Below are 18,379 nucleotides of genomic sequence, written 5' to 3'. Positions count from 1 at the left end.
GGGCGGCCGGCTCGGTGCCCTCGACCAGGGTCACCTCACGCTATCCCGTCGAGGTCGTCGGTAGCGTCGACGACCCGGTTCGCGGCGATCACCGACGCGTAGTAGCGGGCACTGTCCTTGACGGTGCGCCGCTGGGTCGCCCGGTCGACGTGGATCAGCCCGAAGCGCTGGCCGTACCCCTCGGCCCATTCCAGGTTGTCCAGCAACGACCAGTGCAGGTAGCCCAGCACCTGTGCGCCGGCGTCGATCGCCCGGGACATGGCGAGCAGGTGGGCGCGCAGCGCGCGTACCCGCCCGGTGTCGCGCACCCGCCCGTCGGGGCCGGGCTCGGCGTTCCAGACGCCGCCGTTCTCGGTGATCAGCAGCGGGATGTCGTAGTCGCGGTGCAGGCGTACCAGCAGGTCCTGGAACACCTCGGGGACGTCCTCCCAGCCGCTGTCGGTGACCGGGACGCCCGGCTGCGCGGGCAGCACCCGCCAGGGCAGGCCGTCCGCGGGTGCGGCGCTGATCCGTCGGCGGGTGTAGTAGTTCACGCCGACGAAGTCGGGGCGGGCGCCGATCAGGTCGAGGTCGCCGGGCCGTACCCAGTCCAGCGGGCCGACCAGCTTCTCGAAAAGCTCGACGGTGTCCGCCGGATACCGACCGCGCAACACCGGATCGAGGAACCACCGGTTGGTGTAGCCGTCGGACCCCCACGCCGCGGCGGCGTCCGCCGGGTCGTCGGTGACCGGGTAGTTGGGAAAGAGGCTCAGTGGGATGCCGACCCGGGCGGCCGGCCGGCGCTCGCGGATGCGTTGCGTCGCCGCGCCGTGCGCCAGCAACAGGTGGTGCGCGACGAGCAACGAGGTGCGCAGATCCTGCTCCCCCGGCGCGTGCAGGCCGAGCCGGTAGCCCAGCACGGACACCACCCACGGCTCGTTGACCGTCAACCAGGTGTCGACCCGGTCGCCGAGCGCGTCGAGGCACACCTCGGCGTACGCCGCGAAAGCATCGATGGTCTCCCGACTGGTCCACCCGCCGCGATCCTGCAACGCCTGCGGCAGGTCCCAGTGGTACAGCGTCGGCACCGGCGTGATGCCTCGCTCCAGCAGGCCGTCGACCATCCGGTCGTAGTGCGCCAGGCCGGCCGGGTTCACCGTTCCGGTCCCGTCCGGGACGATGCGCGGCCAGGCCAGCGAGAACCGGTAGGCGTTCATGCCGAGGTGGGCCATCAGGTCGGCGTCGGCAGGCCACCGGTGGTAGTGGTCGCAGGCCTCCTCGCCGGAATCCATCCCGCGCGCCGCCGTGAAGGTGTCCCAGATGGAGGGTGCGCGGCCGTCCTCGCGGGCGGCGCCCTCGACCTGGTAGGAGGAGGTCGCGGCACCCCACAGGAAGCCGGGCGGGAAGCCGTTCGTCGGTTGCTCGCGGTGCTTGTTCGGGCTCACCAGCTGACCTCCGGAAGGTTGATTGCCGCCTCGCAGCCGAGCAGCAGCACGCCGACGCTCCACGCGTGCGACAGCGTCAGCAACATGCCCTTCGCCTGGAAGCAGGCCGTCTGGTAGTAGCGTTCGCTGGCCATGCCCCGGTAGGCGTTGAAGTCGCCGTCGGCGCGGGCGATGAACTGCCGGAAACAGGCCAGGTTCTCCCGGGTCCGATCGAGGTAGTGCGGGTCGCCGGTGGCCGCGGCGAGCTCGACCATCTCCGGCACGCAGATCAGGCCGTACGAGTGCAGGTGCTGGTTGCTCGGCGAGGCCTGGTCGGCGCCGCGGCTGCGGAAGCCGTACCGGCCGAGCAGGGTGTGCTCGTCGAAGGTCACGTCGTAGCTGTAGCGGAAGGTCAGCATCCAGTCGGCGGCGCGACGCGCCAGCTCCACCCAGCGGCGTTCGCCGGTGGCCCGCCACAAAGCGACGTACGCCAGGATCGCGGCGTAGCCGTCCTCCGAGGTCGGCGCAAGGTCGACGTCCTCGGGCGCGCCGTGCAGGAACTCCTCGTGCACGAACCGGCCGTAGTAGTCGCCACCGCGCCGGGCGGCGGCCAGATAGCGCGGGTCGAGCTCGCCCGCCTCGGCGAGCGCGGCCACCCAGGTCAGTCCGGCGGCGCCTTCCCAGGACAGCACCGCTCCGTCGGCGGCGTGCAACAGGCTGCCGAGGTTGCCGTCGGCTCGCTGGTTGCGTACCGCGACGTCGAGGTTGCTGCGTACCGCGTCCAGCCAGCCGGCACGGGTCGTGCCGGCGGCCTCTTCGCCGCGGACCGCGCGGTGCAGGAAAAGGGTCGCCTCGGCGAGGGTACGGGCGTGCAGGCCGCTACGGACCGGCGTCCAGCTCTGGCCCCAGCCACGCTCGGCGGTCCACTGCCCCCAGAACGTCCCCGCCGGGGCGAGGTTGGCACAGATGTGGTCGATGACCGCCGCGCCGGCGGCCACGTGGTCGGCGTTGCCGCTTCGTCGGCCGGACGCCAGCAGCGCGTGCGCGTACGGGATGCCGCTGATCCAGGCGACGTGCATCGCGCCCCGGTCACCCAGGCCCTTGACGTTGTCGTTGAACTCGCGGTCGAACGCCGCCGTCTCCAGCAACACGGCCGGGTCCGGGCGGAAGTGCCACCGGTGCAGCCCGTACGCGGCCAACTCGGCAGCCTCCGCCACCCCGACCCACGGCTGCAGCGGGGTCGTGGCGGACCGGGCGTGCCGCTCGCGCAGCACCGGCGCGTACGCGTGCCGATCGTCCGGCAGCCGATAGAGGCACACCTCGACCGTCTGCCGCTCGCCCGGCTGCCAGACGTGGGTCTGCGCCAATGGCGTCGCGGGCTGCTGGCTGCCGAGGTAGCTGACCGGCGCCTCGACGTACGGGAAGTCGGCGTGCACCAGGGCGGCGTCGGCGTCGTGCGCGAAGCCGATCCCGGCCATGCCGAGCGGGCTGTGTTCGTCGACGGCCAGGGCCAGCCCGCCGGCCGCCCCCCAGGCGAACACCGCGGGGGTGGCCGCCCGGTCGGCCCGGAAGCTCCACGCCGGCGAGACGAACCGCTGCGGGTCCGCGGGCTCGTCGACGGTTCGCGCGAAGCGCGGGAACAGCCACGCGTTCTCCGCGGGGCGGTTCTCGCCGTAGAACAGCCCCGGGATGAGCCAGTACGGATCGTCGGCGTCGGGCAAGGTGGCCGACACCCGCAGCCGCGCCTCGGCCGGCACGGCGCCCCGATGGGTGGCGGTGATCGTGACGGTGACGCCGCCGGCGGAGGTGAGCGTCGGCGCGGCGCGCACCCGCACCTCGAACAGCTCCGGATCGAGCCCGCTGACGGTCAGTCGTGCCTCGTCCAGCCAGGTCGGCTCCATCAGTCGGTCTCCGTCACTGTCTGGGCGGCCAGGTTCCAGCCGTCGAGGCGTACTCGCCGTTGCTCGGGTGGCACGCCGTCCCACCGGCCGTGCAGCACGCGTTCCTCGCCGGGCAGCAGGTCGATGGCGTTGTCGTCCCAGCTCAGCCAGCCCGGTTCGCCGGCCGGGCGGGCGTCGAGCACCCGCAGGAACGGGACGGCCGGCCCCGTCTCGTGGCGCACACGCAGCGTCCAGGTCGGACCGTCGGTCTGCAGCTCGGTGGTGATCCGGGCCGGCGGCAGGGTCAGCAGCGCGCCGAAGTCGACGCCGGCGGTGAGCAGGTAGCGGTTGGTCCGCACGTCGGTGTCCGCCTGCACCGACAGGTCTAGCAGGAAAGGCCCGCCGCTCAACTCGGCCACCGCGCACCGGATCTCACCGAACCGGTGCGGTCGCCCCTCGGCGAGCGGGGCCGACCATTGCGCGTCCGCCACCGCACGGCCGTCGAGGCAGCGCACCCGGGCGGTGACGGTCACCGGGCCGGAGTCGTTGTCCCACCACGCCCACACGGTGGCGGCGAATCGGTCGCCGCTGATCCGGGGCGCGGGCAGGGCCGCGCAGACGTGCAGCGGCCGGTAGGCGCGACGTACGTAGTGGTAGGCAGCCTTCGGCTCGCCGAAGTAGTCGACGGCGGCGGTGCACCAGCCGTTCGGGAACGACTCGTTGAGCTGCCAGGGCAGCACCCCGCAGTTCGCCGGCCGGCGCCGGTTGGCCTCGACGGCGTAGCGCAGCCCGTCCGCCTGCAGGAACTGGCTGGCCCGGGAGAGCGCCGCGAGGTCGTGGAGTTCCCCGCCGAACGCCTGCTGCACCAGCGGTTCGTTGTTCCACCACCGGCCGAGGTGGTCCCAGACCGGGTTGCCGGTCGTCGGGACTTTCCGGTCCGGCTCGGGCACGACCGACTCGATCGCGCGCACGTTGCTCATGCCCGCGACACCGAACTCGCTGAGCAGCAGGCCGCGGCCTTCGTCGTAGAGCTGGTAGTGGTCGGACAGGCCCTGATGCTCCCACGGTCCGTGCACGTCGTGGTGGTCGGGCCCGCCCCGAACGCTGTCCAGCGTGTTGCCGAACACCGGACCGGACGGTGACGTCGGGAGCCACTGGCGGTCCGGGTCGAGCCGCGCCACCGCGTCGCGCAGGGCTGCCAGCACGGGGGAATCCTCGTCGGCCAACGGCACGCCGTCGGCCCGCTGCAACTCGTTGCCGCCACACCAGATGGCCAGGCTGGGGTGGTTGCGCCGAGCGGGAACGATCCGCTCGGCCTCGGCTGCCATCCGGGCGACGAATGCCTCGTCGTCGCTGGGCACGCTACGCATCCCCGAGCTGGAAAGGGCGAACTCCTGCCACACCAGGATGCCGTAGGCGTCGCACAGGTCGTAGAAGGTATCGCTCTCGATGAGGCCGCCGCCCCACACCCGCAGCATCGTCACACCGGCGTCCCGAGCCAGCCCGAGCAGGTGCCGCAGCCGGGCTTCGTCGACGGCGCCGTAGAGGGCGTCGGCGGGTACCCAGTTCCAGCCCTTGATGTCGGTCGGGCGGCCGTTCACCACGAGCCGATAGGGCAAGGCGCTCGGCGGGGCGTCGGCGTCGCGACGGAAGTGCACGTCCCGGAAGCCCACCGGGGTCTCGTGCTCGTCGCTGCGCCGTCCGTCGCGGTCGCGCAGCACGGTGCGCAGTGCGTACCGGTAGGGCTCGCCCCACCCGTTCACCTCCCACCGCCGAGGCGACTCGACGTCGATGGCGACCTCGGTGGTCGCCGAGCTCAGCGGCACGGTCGCCGCGGCGACCCGGACGCCGTCCGGGTCGTGCAGGCTGCACTCGGCCGTCGCGCCGGTGGCGTCGCCGTCCACCTCTAGCGTCATCGTCACCCGCCCGACCGCGCCCGTCACGGTGGGGCGGGCCCACACGTCGGCCAGCCGCAGCGGCCCGGTGGTCCGCAGCCGGGCCGGTGCCCAGAGACCCTGGTGCACCAGCCGGGGGCAGAAGTCCCAGCCGTAGCCCATCCGTCCCTTGTGCACGCGAACCGCCGCCGTGTAGCCGACCTGCGGTTCGCTCTCCGGCGCGGGATCGATGACCACGGCCAGGCTGTGCTCGCCTGGATCGAGCCGCCCGGTCACCTCGACCACGAGCGGGACGAAGGTGCCCTCGTGCGTCGCGACCCGTTCGCCGTCGAGGTAGACGGTTCCCGCGTAGTCGATGCCGTCGAACTCCAGGAAGGCCCGCTCGCTTGCGGCGAGCCCGGGCGTGCTCAGCCGGGTGCGGTACACCCAGGTCCGCTGCGGCACCCACTCCGACAGCAGGCTCTGCGTGCCGACGTACGGATCGGGGATCTGCCCGGCGGCCAGCAGGTCGGCGAGCACGCTGCCCGGCACCCGGGCCGGCACCCACCGCTGCCCGTCGTCGCGGTTGTCGCGGGCGTGCAGTTGGGCCCGGTGCAGCTGCCAGTCGTCACCGAGGAACCCCCGCAGCTGCCAGCCCGCGTCGAGGCTGGTCACCTGGATCATGCCACCTCGCCCGCTCGCGCCGCCTCGTCGGCAGCCACCGGCTCGCCGGTTTCCGCTGGCTCGTCGGCCGGACCGGTCGCTTCGGTCGCTCCGGTCGCGTCGCTCGCGTCGGTCGCCGGCGCGGGGCGTTCCAGCAGATCGGTCTCGACGACGGACCGGGTGGGGTCGCCGGGGACCAGCAGCGTCTTGATCTCGTGCGGGCCGAAGGCGGCGGTCAGGGTACGGCCGAGGAACGGCAGGTCGATGGTGGCCTCAGCCGCCGCGCCGGCCGTCTCGTAGCCCCGTACGACGTAGTCGTCCGCGCCGTCCTCGGCCCGTTTGACCACCGTGATCACGACGTTGTCGGCGTCGGACACGGCGGCGAAGGAGTGTTGCTGCGGCAGCGGCCCGGAGTGGTACGACTCCAGCAGCGCGACCGGCCGCTGGTCGAGTTCGGCCGCGACGCGGACCGTGCCGGCGGCCCGCCAGTCACCGGCGTGCGGCAGCAGCCGGTAGGTGAACCGCTGCACACCCTGGTCCATGACCTCGTAGTCGCCGTCCGCCGGCAGCGGCTGCGGCGTGTGCCAGGCGTACGCGGGGCTGCGCAGCGCGGTGAGGCCGATCTCGCCGCCGGTCACGTCGACGCCGTACTTGGCGTCGTTGAGGACCGACAGGCCGGCCGGGCGGCCGGACAGCTCGCCCGACACGTCGACCCACGAGTGGCTGACCGTCTCGTGCCCGTCGGCGGTGCGCTCCAGATGGCCGTACGGGATCGCGTGGGTCGCGGTGACGTCGGTCAGGGCGGTCGGGAAGCGCAGCTTGAGCATCCGGAGCCGCTCGTGCCAATCGATCGTCACCCGGACCTCGAGGTGCCGCGCCCCGGCGGCCAGCACGAACTCCTCCGTCAGGGTCGACTCGCCGTACTCGCTGCGCACCCGCAGCACCTGCCGGACCGGGCCGGACTCGACCAGGCGTACCGACACAGGAGCGAAGGCGCCGATCACGTCGCGGTAGGAGACCACGCCGTGCCCCCAGGTGTCGGTCTGGTCGTCCAGCACGACCGCGTGCCCGGCGCGAGCGGCGTCGTCATCGATCAGCTCGGCGCCGGTGGCCTTGCACACCAGGCTGGACAGCCACCCCGTCGCCGGGTCGACCACGACGCGTAGGTGCTCGTTCTCCAGCACCGGCTCGGCGCCGGCCGGCTGCTCCGCCGGCACGCCGTGGTCGGGATACAGCCGGTAGAGCCGGTAGCCCAGCGGAGGCAGCTCCACCGGTACGACCAGGCGCCGTCGCCCGCCGGTCAGCGTCACCGACGGGGCGACCTGCACGGCGGTCCGCGTCTGCGCGTCGTCGACCGCGACGATCGCACCGTTGCCGAGCGCGCTGCCGAACTCGACCTCGACGGTGTCCCGCACCGGCCACGGGTGGGGGTTGAACACCGCCAGCGGGGCCATCCGCTCCTCGTCGGGGATGTCGATCTGCCGGCTGATCCGCTGGATCGCCTGGTTCTGCAGGCGGGCCGCGATCGAGCGGGCCTCGCCGAGCTGGTCGCGCGCGTCGTCGTACGCGCTGGGCAGCGCGGTGCCGGCCGCGGTGTCGTGGAAGTGGTTGAGCAGCACCTGCCGCCAGGCGTGTTCCAGCTGATCGGTCACCCGGGGCATGCCGGCCACCGCCCCCGCGACCGCCGTCCACTTCTCGGCGGCCTGCAGCGCGTGTTCGGTGTGCCGGATCAGCTTCTTGATGCCGGAGTGCGCCGAGTAGCAGCCCACCCCGTGCGGCTGGATCTCACCGGCGTACTCGGGCAGGCTCCCGCCGGCGACCGCCGCGTCGAAGAACGCCCGCACCGTGGAGAAGAGCATCTGCGGGTACTGGTCGCTGCGGTCCAGCTCCAGGATGCTGTCGATGTTCGCCCGCGTCGGGCCGCCGCCGTGGTTGCCCACCCCGTAGAAGCACATCAGCGGGTCACTGGTGTGCGGCAGCTGAGCCAGCGCCTTGCCGACGTGCACACCCAGGTGACCGGCCGGGCTGCAGTACTCGTGCGGGATCCGGTAAGCCAGCACGCGCGAGCCGTCGGCCGCCTCCCACCAGAACGTCGGCCCGGGCAGCTGCGCCTCGTGCGGCTGCGGACGCATGAAGACGTAGCTGTCCATACCGGACTTCGTCAGCAGCTGCGGAATGGTGGCGTTCTGCCCGAAGGGGTCGACGTTGCAGCCGACCGAGGCCATCTTCCCGAAACGGTCGGCGAGGAACCGTTGCGAGTAGAGCGCGTGCCGGACGAAGCCCTCTCCCCCGGGAATGTTGCAGTCCGGTTCGACCCACCAGCCGCCGACGATCTCGAACCGGCCGGCACGTACCTGCTCCTGCAGCTGCGCGAACAGCTCCGGATCGTGCTCCTCTATCCAGGCGAGATAGCCGACGGAGTCGCAGGTGAAGACGAAGTCGGGATACTCGTCGATGCGCTGCAGGGCGGCGCGGAAGGTGGCCCTTGCCTCCTGGTAGCCCTCCTGCCACGGCCACAGCCACACCGCGTCGATGTGGGCGTTGCCGATCATGTGCAGGGCGCCGCGGGTGGCTCGTCCGGCGGGCGGGGCCGGCTGGCGGGGGATCGTCGGCCGGCGGGTGCCGGACTGCGGGTTCGCGCTGTGCATGGGGAAAGTCGATGCCTTTCGGTGTGCGGCGCCGATGTGGTCAGGCGGTCGCGGCGGCCCAGCGGTCGATGTGCTCGCTGAGCAGATGCAGGAGCAGGACGTGCGCCTCCTGCACCCGGGCGGTGCGCTCGGAGGCCACCGCGAGCACGCGGTCGGCGTACCGGGCGGCCGGCCCACCGCCGGTGTCGGGCTGGCCGGTGAACAGGACCGTCAACGCCCCGGCGTTCTGGCCGGCGCGCAGGCCGGCGACGACGTTGGGCGAACGGCCGCTGCTGGTGAAGGCCACCACCACGTCGCCCGGGCGGGCCAGTGCGGTGACCTGCCGGGCGAACACGTCGTCGAAGGAGTAGTCGTTGCCGATGCAGGTCGTGACGGTCGGATCGGTGGAGACCGCCACCGCGGGCAGGGGGCGCCGCTCGCGGCAGTATCGGCCGATGAGTTCGCCGACCAGGTGCTGGGCGTCGGCGGCCGACCCGCCGTTACCGAAGGCGTAGAGGATGCCGCCGCGGTCCAGGCGGGCATTGACCTCCTCCCCCAGGGATTCCAGGTCGGGGATGAGCTTGCGGACCGACTCGATCACGGTGAGGTGTTCGTCCAGGTGCTGGACGAGGGGAGAGTGGTCATCGGGGATCATGCGGCTGCTCCATCGTCGAGGTAGAGAAGGGCCGATGCCGCCGCGCCGACGACGCCGACGGTGTCGCCGTGCGACGACAGCTCCACCCGGGCCGCGGCACCGGCTGGTCGCATGGCCTGGGTGAGTGCGGCGCGGCGTACCGGTAGCAGGAGGTCGTCGCCGGCGCGGGTGACTCCGCCGCCGAGGACGACGAGTTGCGGCTCCACCACGTTGATCATGACCGCGATGGCGCGGCCCAGCGCGGCGGTGGTCTCGTCCCAGAGGTGGCGGGCGAGCGGGTCGCCCTGACGGGCGTGCGACGACACGGTTTCGGCGGTCACCACGTCGAGGCCCCGCATGGACGACGCGGCACCGGTGCTCAACGCCTCGCCCGCCCGCCGTGCGATCGAGCTGCCCGAGGCGTACGCCTCGATGCAGCCCCGCTGCCCGCAGCCGCAGACCCGGCCGTTCCAGTCGATGACGACGTGGCCGAACTCGCCGCCGTTGCCGGCCGCGCCCCGGTAGACCTGCCCGTCGAGGATCAGGCCGCCACCCACGCCGGTGGACACGGTCAGGTAGAGCATGTGCGCCACGTCGCGCCAGGGCCCGAAGCGGTACTCCCCCAGTACGGCGGCGGTGCCGTCGTTCTCCAGGAAGGCCGGACGGTTGTAGGCGGCGGAGACGAGGTCGACGATGGGCACGTCGTCCCAGTACGGCAGCCCGGGCGGGCCCTGGACCCGCCCGGTCACCGGATCGAGCGGGCCGCCGCAGCCGATACCGATCGCGGCCATCTCGGCCTGACCGTGCCCGGCGGCGGCCAGCGCCTCGTGCCCGAGGTCCAGCAGCCGCTCGATGACCTTGTCCGGCCCCTCCTCGACTCTCGTGGGTGTGCGGACGAATGAACGGACCTCGCCGGTGCGGCTGACGACCCCGGCGGCGAGCTTGGTGCCACCGATGTCGAGGGCGAGGACGTGGTCACGGAAGGGCACGTGGCCTCAGCCCTTCCGGCCCTGGGTCGCGATGCCCTCGATGATGTGCCGCTGAGCCACGGCGAAGATAATGATCATGGGTAGGGTGGCGATCAGGCTCGCCGCCATGACGATCTCCCAATGTTGTTCGCCCCCGTTGCCGAAGGTGTCGATGACCGCCTTGAGGCCGCGGGGCACGGTGAACAGCGATGTCTCCTGCAGATAGATCAGGGGCCGGATCAGGTCGTTCCAGCTCGCCTGGATCTCGAATACGAAGACGATCGCCAGCGCCGGCCGGGCGAGCGGCAGTGCGATGCGCCAGAAGAGCCCGAAGAAGCTGGAGCCGTCGACGCGAGCCGCCTCGAACAGCTCACGGGGCAGGCCGAGGAAGAACTGGCGCAGCAGGAAGATGTAGAACGCCGAGCCGAAGATGTTCTGCGCCCACAGCGGCACCTGCGTTCCGGTCAGGCCGAGCTTGTTCCAGATCAGGTAGACCGGGATCATGGTGACCGCCTGCGGCAGCATCATCGTCGCGAGCACCAGCCCGAACAACACGTTGCGCCCAGGGAAGCGGAAGTACGCGAAGCCGAACGCCACCAGCGCGCTGCTGATGGTGACCGTCGTGGCCGCGGCGAGCCCCACCACCGCGCTGTTGCCCACCCAGGTCAGCACGGGCGCGTAGTCCCAGACGTCGGCGAAGTTCTCCAGACGCAGGGTGTGCGGGATCAGGGCATTGTCGAACACCTCGGTACGCGGTTTGAGCGAGGCGCTGATCAGCCAGACGAAGGGGTACGTGAACACCACGCTGGCGAGGCCGAGCACGATCAGGTACGGCGCTCGTCTCCACCAGCGCTCGTCACGCCTGCCGGAAGCCGGCCGACTGCCTTCGGTCCGTTCGTGGCCCGGGCCGCCCGTGGTGGGGACGGCCGTCAGGCCGGGAGGCGATGTACTCATCTCAGTCCTTCTCGCCTTCGTAGTAGACGAACCGGCGCGAGACCCGTACCTGCACGGCGGTGATGATCAGAATGATCAGGAACAGCAGCCAGGCCAGCGCCGAGGCGTATCCCATGTGCAGGAACCGGAAGGCCTGCTGGAACAGGTAGATCACGTAGAACAGCGCGGCCTCGTTGGAGTAGGTGCTGTTCTGCTGGGCGCCGAAGAACATGGTGTACGCCTGGTCGAACATCTGCAGTGCGGAGATCGTCTGCACGATCAGGGTGAAGAAGAGCGCACCGCTGATCATCGGCACCGTCACCTTGCGGAACTTCGTCCACGCGTTCGCGCCGTCCATCTCGGCGGCCTCGTAGAGGTCCTTCGGCACCTGACGCAGCGCCGCAAGGTAGATGACCACGGTTCCGCCGAGGCTCCACAGCATGGTGATGACCAGACCGGGCTTGACCCAGTTGGTGTCGGTCGTCCAGTTGGGCCCGGTGATTCCGATCAGGCGTAGCGTGCGGTTGAGCAGGCCCTCCTGACCGTTGAGCAGCAGCAGGAACAGCGCGCCCACGGCGACCGTCGGGGTCATCACGGGCAGGTAGAAGACGGTCCGGAAGAAGCCCGACGCCCGCCCGACCCGGTTGAGCACCATGGCGAGGAGCAGCGCCACCACCATCGACGACGGCACGTACAGCACCGCGTAGATGAGCGTGTTGCCGAGGGACTTGGCAACCTTCGGGTCCGTGACGAGCTCGCGGTAGTTCGCCAGGCCCACGCCCTCCGGGGCGTCGATCGCGTTGTAGTCGGTGAACGACAGCACGAGGCTGGCGATCATCGGGCCGAGGGTGAACACCAGGAACCCGATGATCCACAGTGAGATGAAGCCGTAGGCGGCGCGGATCTCCCGCCAGTTTCTGGTTGGGCGTGCGCCACCCGGAAGCAGCTTCCGGGTGGCCACGTTCGCGGTTGTCACGGCCATCACTTCGCCGCGCTGAATGCCTTGCTCGCGTCCGCCTGCGCCTGCTTCATCGCCGCGTCGGGCTTCTGCTGGCCGGCGAGGGCCCGGTTCACCGCGTCCTGCCAGGCCGCCTTGATCTCACTGCCGGCCTTGGAACCGGGAATGGCGAACGCATAGCCGGTGGACGCGTAGTAGTTCTCGATGGCCTTGTGGAATCCGGTCTGGCCGGGCTTGACGTACTTGGCCTTGATCTGATCGTCCGCCGAGGGGTTGGCGGTGAAGAGGCCGGTGAAGATGGAGTTGTTCTTCTCCACCGTGGCCTGCCGGGCGGCGCCGGCCTTCAGCCAGGTGTCGGTGCTGGTCATGACCTTCATCCAGTTGATGGCCGCGGCCGGGTTCTTGGCACCCTTCGGCAGGCACCACGCGCTGCCGTTCTCGAAGCTGATCGGCGAGCCCTGCTTGTCGGTGAACGGGACCGACTGCAGGTCGAGCTTCGGCGAGGACTGGACGAGGACGTTGACGTACCAGCCCTCCCAGGGGAACGCGCCCGCCTGGTTCTTCACGAACTGGTTGCCGGCTCCGAAGAGGTCCCAGGTGTCGCGGAACGCCTTGAATTTCGACCAGCCGCCCTGCTCGTTGATCAGGCTCAGCGCGTACGTCAGCGCCTCGATGATCCTCGGGTCGTCGAGGTTCGGCGAACCGTCGGCGTTCACCAGGTCCGCGCCGTTGGCCTTCGCCCAGAGGGGTAGGAACTCGGGGAGCTTCGGGTCGAACCCGATGCGGGCGATCCCGCCACCGCTGGCCTTGTACAGCTTCGTGGCGACGGTGTGCAGCTTGTTCCAGTCGGTGGTGCTCACGTCGGCCAGGGTGAGCCCGGCCTCCTGCAGCGCCTTGCCGTTCACGAGGATGTTGCGGGTGTTGTAGAACTCCGGGACCCCGTAGACCTTGCCGTCGATCGTCACCTCCTTGATCGCGGCCTCGCGGTAGTCACCGGTCTTGATCCCGGCAGAGGCGAGGTGGTCGTCCAGGGGTTGGATGGCGCCCTGCGCCGCGTAGCTGCCGACCAGGTCGCGGTTCAGATACACCAGCGACGGGGCGTTGCCGCTGGCCACCGCGGACAGGAACTGCTGCGGATCGAAGTCGCCCTCGTTGATGGCGAGCTGCACGTTCGGGTAGGCGCTCTTGAACGCGTCGATACGCGCCTGCCCCACATCGTCTGGCTTGCCGAAGCCCTGGGTCGACAAGGAGCCGGTGTCGCCCTTGTCGCCGCTGCCGGTGTCGTTTCCACTCCGGCTGACACCGCCGCAGGCGCTCGTCGCGCCGAGCGCGAGAGCCCCTACCGAACCGGCCAGAAGACCCCGCCGGGTGATCGTCATGCGTCACTCCTCAAAGACGGCGGATGTCCGAGACAGGCACGCGTGGACCCCGTGGTGACCTGGGCTTCACCGCGTCGGCGGAGCCGTGGTCACCCGGCGGCCGGGCCCGGGACATCGAATGTGGCATCGTTACCACAGTGATCTGCAACATATGGCGGTCCCGCAGGAACTGTCAAGGGTTGGTTGCGGCAGTGTTACGTACGCGAGTCAGCGCGGCGAGGGCGCGGTGGCGCCCGGACGCAATCCGCTGTCCGCGCCCCGGATGCGAACACCGCGCGGGGCCGCGGTCGAGCCGCGGATGACAACCGAGGGCTCGATATGCCGTACCGTCGCCAGGGTGGGCGCGGATCCACCGAGGCGGTCGATGACCAACTGGGCGCAGGTGCGGCCGAGGTCGTCGGTGTGCTGGTCCACAGTGGTGATCCCGGGCGAGACCATGGACATCCACGGCACGTCGTCGAAGGCGACCAGCGACAGGTCGTCGGGCACCCGCAGCCCACGCCTCTGCAACGCCTGGAACGCACCCTCGGCGAGCATGTTGTTCGCGGCGAAGAGGGCGGTGACGTCGGGACGCCGGTCCAGCAGGGCGTTGACGGCGTCCCGGGCCGCATCGGGCTGGAACCTCGTCGGCACCACCAGGGTCGGATCCATCGGCAGCCGGGCGGCCCGAAGCGCGGCGCGGAAGCCGGCCAGGCGGCCGGCGCCGGTGGTCCAATCGGTCTCGTCGATGAGCAGCGCGATGTTGGTGTGCCCGAGGTCGACCAGGTGACTGGTGATCTCCTGCGCCCCCTGGACGTTGTCGACCAGGACACCGTCGGAGGTCAGCCCGTCCACCATCCGGTCCGCCTGCACGACCGCGACCCCGTCGTCCATCAACATCCGCACTGCCTGCCCGGACACCGGCGTGACGATCGCCGCCGACACCCGTACCGCCAGGAAGGTCCGCGCGCCCTCGACCTCGGCCTCCGCCTGGCCGTCGTTGTTGACCACGATCACGTGATAGCCGGCCGCGCGCAGTTGCTCTTCGATGCCGGCCGCGAGGTTGGCGTAGAACGGGTTGCGGATGTCGGAGATCAACACCCCCACCGCCCGACTGGTGCGGTTGCGCAACGCTCGGGCGTTGCCGTCGGGGACGTAGCCGATCTGCTCGGCGACCGCGAGAACCCGGGCGCGCACCTCGGCGGCGACGTAGCCGTTGCCGCTCAGGGCGCGCGAGGCGGTGGACGGCGAGATGCCCGCGGCCCGCGCCAGGTCCTGGATCGTTGGGCGCTGACGCTGGCGCTTGCGCTGACGGGGTCCGGCCTCCCGTGGAGATCCGCCGCCACCGTCTTCAGGTATCCGCGCCATGAGACGGAATTCTATGCGGCGGGACCAGGCCGTGCGTCTCGCGATAGGCCGCCCAGGCAGCCGCGATCGCCGACCACGTCGCCGGGGTGAGCAGGTCAGGGTCCAGATCCATCCGATCCGCGTAGTACAGCGCCGGCACGCCCAAGGTCGGCGCGGCGCCGGCGTACGCCACCAGGTCGGCCTGGCCGGGCAGGCACCAGCCGTCGGTGTCGATCGGCAGCTCCGGGCAGGCAGCCTGCACCACCCGGGCCCGGTAGGTCATCTGCGCCACGACCGCGGACCCGGGATCGCCCGCCGGCGGTGTCCGCCCCACCGGATGGTCGAGGTGCAGCACGTCGTTGAGCCGGATCATGTCGGTGACGTCGAGGAAACCCGGATCCGGGGTGTGCGTGACGATCAGCGAGTCCGGCTTGACCTGCTTGGCGGTCCGGTAGGCGACCCCGAGGAGTTCGTGCAACAGGTCGAAGCCCCACGACGGGCCGGCGTGGCGCAGGGCCGTACCGGACGGTGTGCGCCCGGTGAAATCAATCTTGAGCCCGTCGGCGTTGAGCCCGTCGGGGTGGAGCATGTGGCGGACGGCGTCCTGGATGATCGACCGGCCGAGCGGGCTCTCCGGGTCGAGCGCCACCGGAATCCCGTCGGGATCGCGCACGCACGCGTCGTCGGGAGCGCCTTCCGGGTCCCACGCCTTCCACCAGAGCAGCACCCGTTGTCCCGCGGCGTGCCGCGCCGCGATGAAGCCGGCCAGGTCAGGCCACTTCAGCGGGTCGGACCGGCAGGTCGCGTACTGCGCCTGCCACTTGTCGTCGATCACGATCGTGCCCGGTACGACTCCGTTACGGGCCAGTGTGTCGAGGAGATTGTCGTACAGCTCCTGGCGGGACAGGTCGGGCGCGCGTGAGCCGTTCTCGCCGGCCAGCGCGCACTGCGCGCCCCAACCGCAGAAGATCGGCTGGCGCCAGTGCTCGGCCAGCGGCCGCGGCGTGGCCGGCGCCGCCAGGCCACGCGCGACGAGTTCCGCCCGGTACCGGCTCAGCCCCTCGTACGGATCCGCCGCCCCGAAGAGCAGCAGCACCGTCGGGGTAGTGAACGTGCCGTCGACCATGGTGTGGCCCTGGTACTCACAACGCAGGCTGAACCCGCCCGGGGTCGGGTCGTAACCGAACTCCACGAAGGTGCGCCGCCCTGCCGCCAGCCCGACCATCAGCCAGGGCCCCGCGGGCAGGTGCCGTTCGTCGTCGACGGGCTGGCGGGACAGGCCGAAGCACGTCGGCGCCGGCGTGAACAGCCAGCGGCCCACCCCGGGTTCGCCGCCCTCTCCGTTCGCGCTGATCACCGCCGGCTCGGCCGCCGGTCTGGCGATGCGCCACGGGTGGTCGGGGTTGGGCGAGAAGACGGTGTGGTGGGCGGCGCCGCTGGGCAGCATCCCCTGCGGCAGGCGCGCGCCGCCGAGCAGGTGCACGGTGGTGATCCGGCCGTGGCCGTGCACGGTCGCGGCGAAGGTGATCTGGTTGGGGTGGAACTCCACGACCTGGGTGCGCCCGGACCAGCGGGTACTGGTGCAGGTGATGGTCAGTCGCACCAGATCGTCGTGGCGCTCGTGCGCGATCGCCTCGACCCGGACCGTCTCGTCCGGTCCGTCCAGCGCGTGCACGGAGGAGAGCAGTCGCAGTCGTCCCCAGGACTCGCCGTCCGCCGCCGTGACGTCGGCCAGCAGCCGCCGGCGGTCGATCCGGGCGGTGTAGTGCGGGGTACGGATCTCCAGTTGTCCGGGCGCCTCCACCACGGCGACTTCGGCGCTCATCGGACGTCCACCAGCGCCTCGGCCTGCTGACCGAAGTTCCGATCGCCGGCGGTCAGGTTCGCCGCCACCCGGGCCCTGCGCTGCGTTGTGCCGGGCGGAGGCAGGACGTCGAACCGTACGCAGGCTTCGCCCAGCGCGTCGACCTCGACCGCGCGCTGCCCGGGCGACACCTGCCAGCCGGCCGGCACCGCCAGGTCGACCCGCAACCCGCACCGGCGCCGGAACGGGTTGCGGACCTCCACCTCCAGCTGCACCGGCTCCCCACCGGTCACCGTCGAGCGGTACGGCAGGATCCGCGCGCCGAAGCCCTCCGCGCCGAAGTCGACCTCGTCGAGCGGCAGCAACGCCCGGTGCAGCCGGGCGAGCTCCTCACCCTTGCTGAGCAGCATGTCCAGGTAGGCATCGTCCACCCGGCGGGGCGCCCAGTGTCCGCTGATCATGAGATCTGGCGCCAGCCGGCGGTACAGCAGCGCCGAGTCGACGAAGTCGTCAATACGGAAGCGGTTGTGGTACTGGAAATTGAGCACCTCGGTACGCTCCCCGTCCACCCAGCCGCCGTCCTGCTGGTCGCCGGTGGCCACGACGGCGTTGCCGTCGACCTGGAACGCGATCGCCACGGCGTACAGGGTGTGGCCTGGTAGTGGCCACATGGTCAGCTCGTACTCGTGCCAGCGCACGGGAACGCCGGTGGGCACCACCCGGTCGACCGGCAGCGGGTCGTACCAGAGGCAGGGCAGGTCGTACCGGAACGGGTCGCGCAGGATCGGCGCGATCGAGTCCGCCGCCCAGATGTGGGTGCCCTCCACCTCGTGTAACAGGTCGAACCCGGCCACGTGGTCGTCGTGGTAGTGGGTGGGCACGGCCACCTCGATCCGATCTATGCCGTACGAGCGCTTCAGGGCGTCGAGCGACGCGAGCCAGGGCCGGCGCGACGACCGGTCGCTGCCGGTGGGCAAGCCGGCGATCATGTCGAAGCCGTAGTCGATCAGCAGCGCCGCGCCCGACTCGGACAGCAGCGCGTAGCTGGTCGCGAAGGACGTGCGGTTGCGCAGCAGGTGCGGGGAAATCTCCTCGTACGGCTGCCGAAGCCGGGCGGTCAGGTCCCAGGGCTCGTCGCGCCGGAAGTCCACCAGCGCCTGCAGGTTGCGTCGGGTCTCCGCGAGCGCGGGCAACGGATCGGTGATCGGACGGCCGTGCGAGGGCAGGATCAGCTCGGGGTCGCGGTCGGCGAGCAGGTCCAGCGACAGCACCGAGGCGGCTGCGCCTTCCAGGCCGCTGTAACTCCACTGCAGCGCCGACACCGACCAGACCGTGCCGGGCCCGTGCAGCAGGTCGCCGGTGAACGCCATCCGCCGCCCGTCCAGCTCCGCCAGGTAGCTGACCGAGCCCAACGTGTGGCCGGGCGTGGGCAGGGCCACGAGGGTGACGCCGCCGAACCGGACGGGCCGGTACTCCGGCACCACGCCGTGCACCGGCACGTCCTCCAGCAGCGAAAAGCGGTCCTGCCGCAGGTCGTAATTGTTGTCGATGGTCCGCGTCTGCCAGTGCGTGCCGACCTTGGCGAAGAGGTCACGCTCCGACGACGGCACCCAGATGCGCGCCCCGGCGCCCGCCGCGCGAGCCAGGCCCTGGCCCTGGTCCCGGTGGTGGTGCGTCATGAGTACGTCGGTGATCCGCTCGACCCCGTAGTCGGCGAGATGATCAAGGACGGCGCCCGAGCCGAAGTCGATGGCGATGGCGTCCGACCCGCTGATGATCAGGTAGACGTTGCAGGTGTCGTGGTGCACGTACACGCGGTCCGTCAGGCGCATGTGGCAACGATTTCACAACTAGCCACCCCGAGGGAAGTGGGCAAACCAGGATGACACGCTCCCCGGCCTCGAGCCATCGCCGCCACGACGACCCTCGT

Annotated in this window: 12 protein-coding genes; all 12 read right to left on the bottom strand. The window is 71.0% G+C overall.

Annotated elements, in window-relative coordinates; translation table 11 throughout:
* Positions 1-35 precede the first annotated feature (35 nt).
* Positions 36-1,424 (bottom strand): GH1 family beta-glucosidase, encoded by a 1,389-nt coding sequence (locus ACIP9D_RS22065; RefSeq protein WP_350873920.1) that lies wholly within the window; start codon positions 1,422-1,424, stop codon positions 36-38.
* Entirely contained in the window at positions 1,421-3,304 is a 1,884-nt protein-coding gene (locus tag ACIP9D_RS22060; protein ID WP_350873919.1) for a hypothetical protein, read from the bottom strand. Before ACIP9D_RS22060 ends, ACIP9D_RS22065 begins: the two co-directional genes overlap by 4 nt.
* Positions 3,304-5,841: a glycosyl hydrolase 2 galactose-binding domain-containing protein gene (locus ACIP9D_RS22055; protein WP_350873918.1), complete on the bottom strand. Its 2,538-nt coding sequence runs from the start codon at positions 5,839-5,841 to the stop codon at positions 3,304-3,306. The genes ACIP9D_RS22060 and ACIP9D_RS22055 overlap by 1 nt, the downstream gene beginning before the upstream one ends.
* The gene (locus tag ACIP9D_RS22050) at positions 5,838-8,468 is read right to left on the bottom strand and encodes a glycoside hydrolase family 38 C-terminal domain-containing protein (protein ID WP_350873917.1); all 2,631 of its coding nucleotides are present in this window, start codon (positions 8,466-8,468) and stop codon (positions 5,838-5,840) included. Before ACIP9D_RS22050 ends, ACIP9D_RS22055 begins: the two co-directional genes overlap by 4 nt.
* A 40-nt stretch (positions 8,469-8,508) precedes the next feature.
* The gene (locus ACIP9D_RS22045) at positions 8,509-9,102 is read right to left on the bottom strand and encodes an SIS domain-containing protein (RefSeq protein ID WP_350873915.1); all 594 of its coding nucleotides are present in this window, start codon (positions 9,100-9,102) and stop codon (positions 8,509-8,511) included.
* Positions 9,099-10,070 carry an ROK family protein gene (locus ACIP9D_RS22040; RefSeq protein WP_350873914.1) on the bottom strand — a complete coding sequence of 324 codons (972 nt, stop codon included), beginning with the start codon at positions 10,068-10,070 and terminating at the stop codon, positions 9,099-9,101. The genes ACIP9D_RS22045 and ACIP9D_RS22040 overlap by 4 nt, the downstream gene beginning before the upstream one ends.
* Positions 10,071-10,076: 6 nt before the next feature.
* Positions 10,077-10,871 (bottom strand): carbohydrate ABC transporter permease, encoded by a 795-nt coding sequence (locus ACIP9D_RS22035; protein WP_400450666.1) that lies wholly within the window; start codon positions 10,869-10,871, stop codon positions 10,077-10,079.
* Between the two features lie 133 nt (positions 10,872-11,004).
* Positions 11,005-11,964: a carbohydrate ABC transporter permease gene (locus tag ACIP9D_RS22030; protein WP_396695382.1), complete on the bottom strand. Its 960-nt coding sequence runs from the start codon at positions 11,962-11,964 to the stop codon at positions 11,005-11,007.
* Positions 11,964-13,319 (bottom strand): sugar ABC transporter substrate-binding protein, encoded by a 1,356-nt coding sequence (locus tag ACIP9D_RS22025; protein ID WP_350873911.1) that lies wholly within the window; start codon positions 13,317-13,319, stop codon positions 11,964-11,966. The genes ACIP9D_RS22030 and ACIP9D_RS22025 overlap by 1 nt, the downstream gene beginning before the upstream one ends.
* Before the next feature lie 207 nt (positions 13,320-13,526).
* A complete protein-coding gene (locus ACIP9D_RS22020) occupies positions 13,527-14,666 on the bottom strand; it encodes a LacI family DNA-binding transcriptional regulator (protein ID WP_350873910.1) in 1,140 nt (379 codons plus the stop codon).
* A complete protein-coding gene (locus ACIP9D_RS22015; protein ID WP_350873908.1) occupies positions 14,650-16,470 on the bottom strand; it encodes a hypothetical protein in 1,821 nt (606 codons plus the stop codon). The genes ACIP9D_RS22020 and ACIP9D_RS22015 overlap by 17 nt, the downstream gene beginning before the upstream one ends.
* Positions 16,467-18,281: an MBL fold metallo-hydrolase gene (locus ACIP9D_RS22010; protein ID WP_350873907.1), complete on the bottom strand. Its 1,815-nt coding sequence runs from the start codon at positions 18,279-18,281 to the stop codon at positions 16,467-16,469. Before ACIP9D_RS22010 ends, ACIP9D_RS22015 begins: the two co-directional genes overlap by 4 nt.
* Positions 18,282-18,379: the final 98 nt, after the last annotated feature.

The organism is Micromonospora sp. NPDC093243 (assembly GCF_044753725.1).
GTDB lineage: Bacteria > Actinomycetota > Actinomycetes > Mycobacteriales > Micromonosporaceae > Micromonospora.
The sequence above is the reverse complement of the archived record's forward strand: the minus strand, read 5'-3'. Positions and strand labels throughout refer to the sequence as shown.

What these genes read in the sequence shown, in the direction of transcription:
- ACIP9D_RS22010 (WP_350873907.1), bottom strand. Translation starts at nt 18,281, where the DNA reads ATGCGCCTGACGGACCGCGTGTACGTGCACCACGACACCTGCAACGTC.
- ACIP9D_RS22020 (WP_350873910.1), bottom strand. Translation starts at nt 14,666, where the DNA reads ATGGCGCGGATACCTGAAGACGGTGGCGGCGGATCTCCACGGGAGGCC.
- ACIP9D_RS22015 (WP_350873908.1), bottom strand. Translation starts at nt 16,470, where the DNA reads ATGAGCGCCGAAGTCGCCGTGGTGGAGGCGCCCGGACAACTGGAGATC.
- ACIP9D_RS22030 (WP_396695382.1), bottom strand. Translation starts at nt 11,964, where the DNA reads ATGGCCGTGACAACCGCGAACGTGGCCACCCGGAAGCTGCTTCCGGGT.
- ACIP9D_RS22060 (WP_350873919.1), bottom strand. Translation starts at nt 3,304, where the DNA reads ATGGAGCCGACCTGGCTGGACGAGGCACGACTGACCGTCAGCGGGCTC.
- ACIP9D_RS22050 (WP_350873917.1), bottom strand. Translation starts at nt 8,468, where the DNA reads ATGCACAGCGCGAACCCGCAGTCCGGCACCCGCCGGCCGACGATCCCC.
- ACIP9D_RS22055 (WP_350873918.1), bottom strand. Translation starts at nt 5,841, where the DNA reads ATGATCCAGGTGACCAGCCTCGACGCGGGCTGGCAGCTGCGGGGGTTC.
- ACIP9D_RS22025 (WP_350873911.1), bottom strand. Translation starts at nt 13,319, where the DNA reads ATGACGATCACCCGGCGGGGTCTTCTGGCCGGTTCGGTAGGGGCTCTC.
- ACIP9D_RS22045 (WP_350873915.1), bottom strand. Translation starts at nt 9,102, where the DNA reads ATGATCCCCGATGACCACTCTCCCCTCGTCCAGCACCTGGACGAACAC.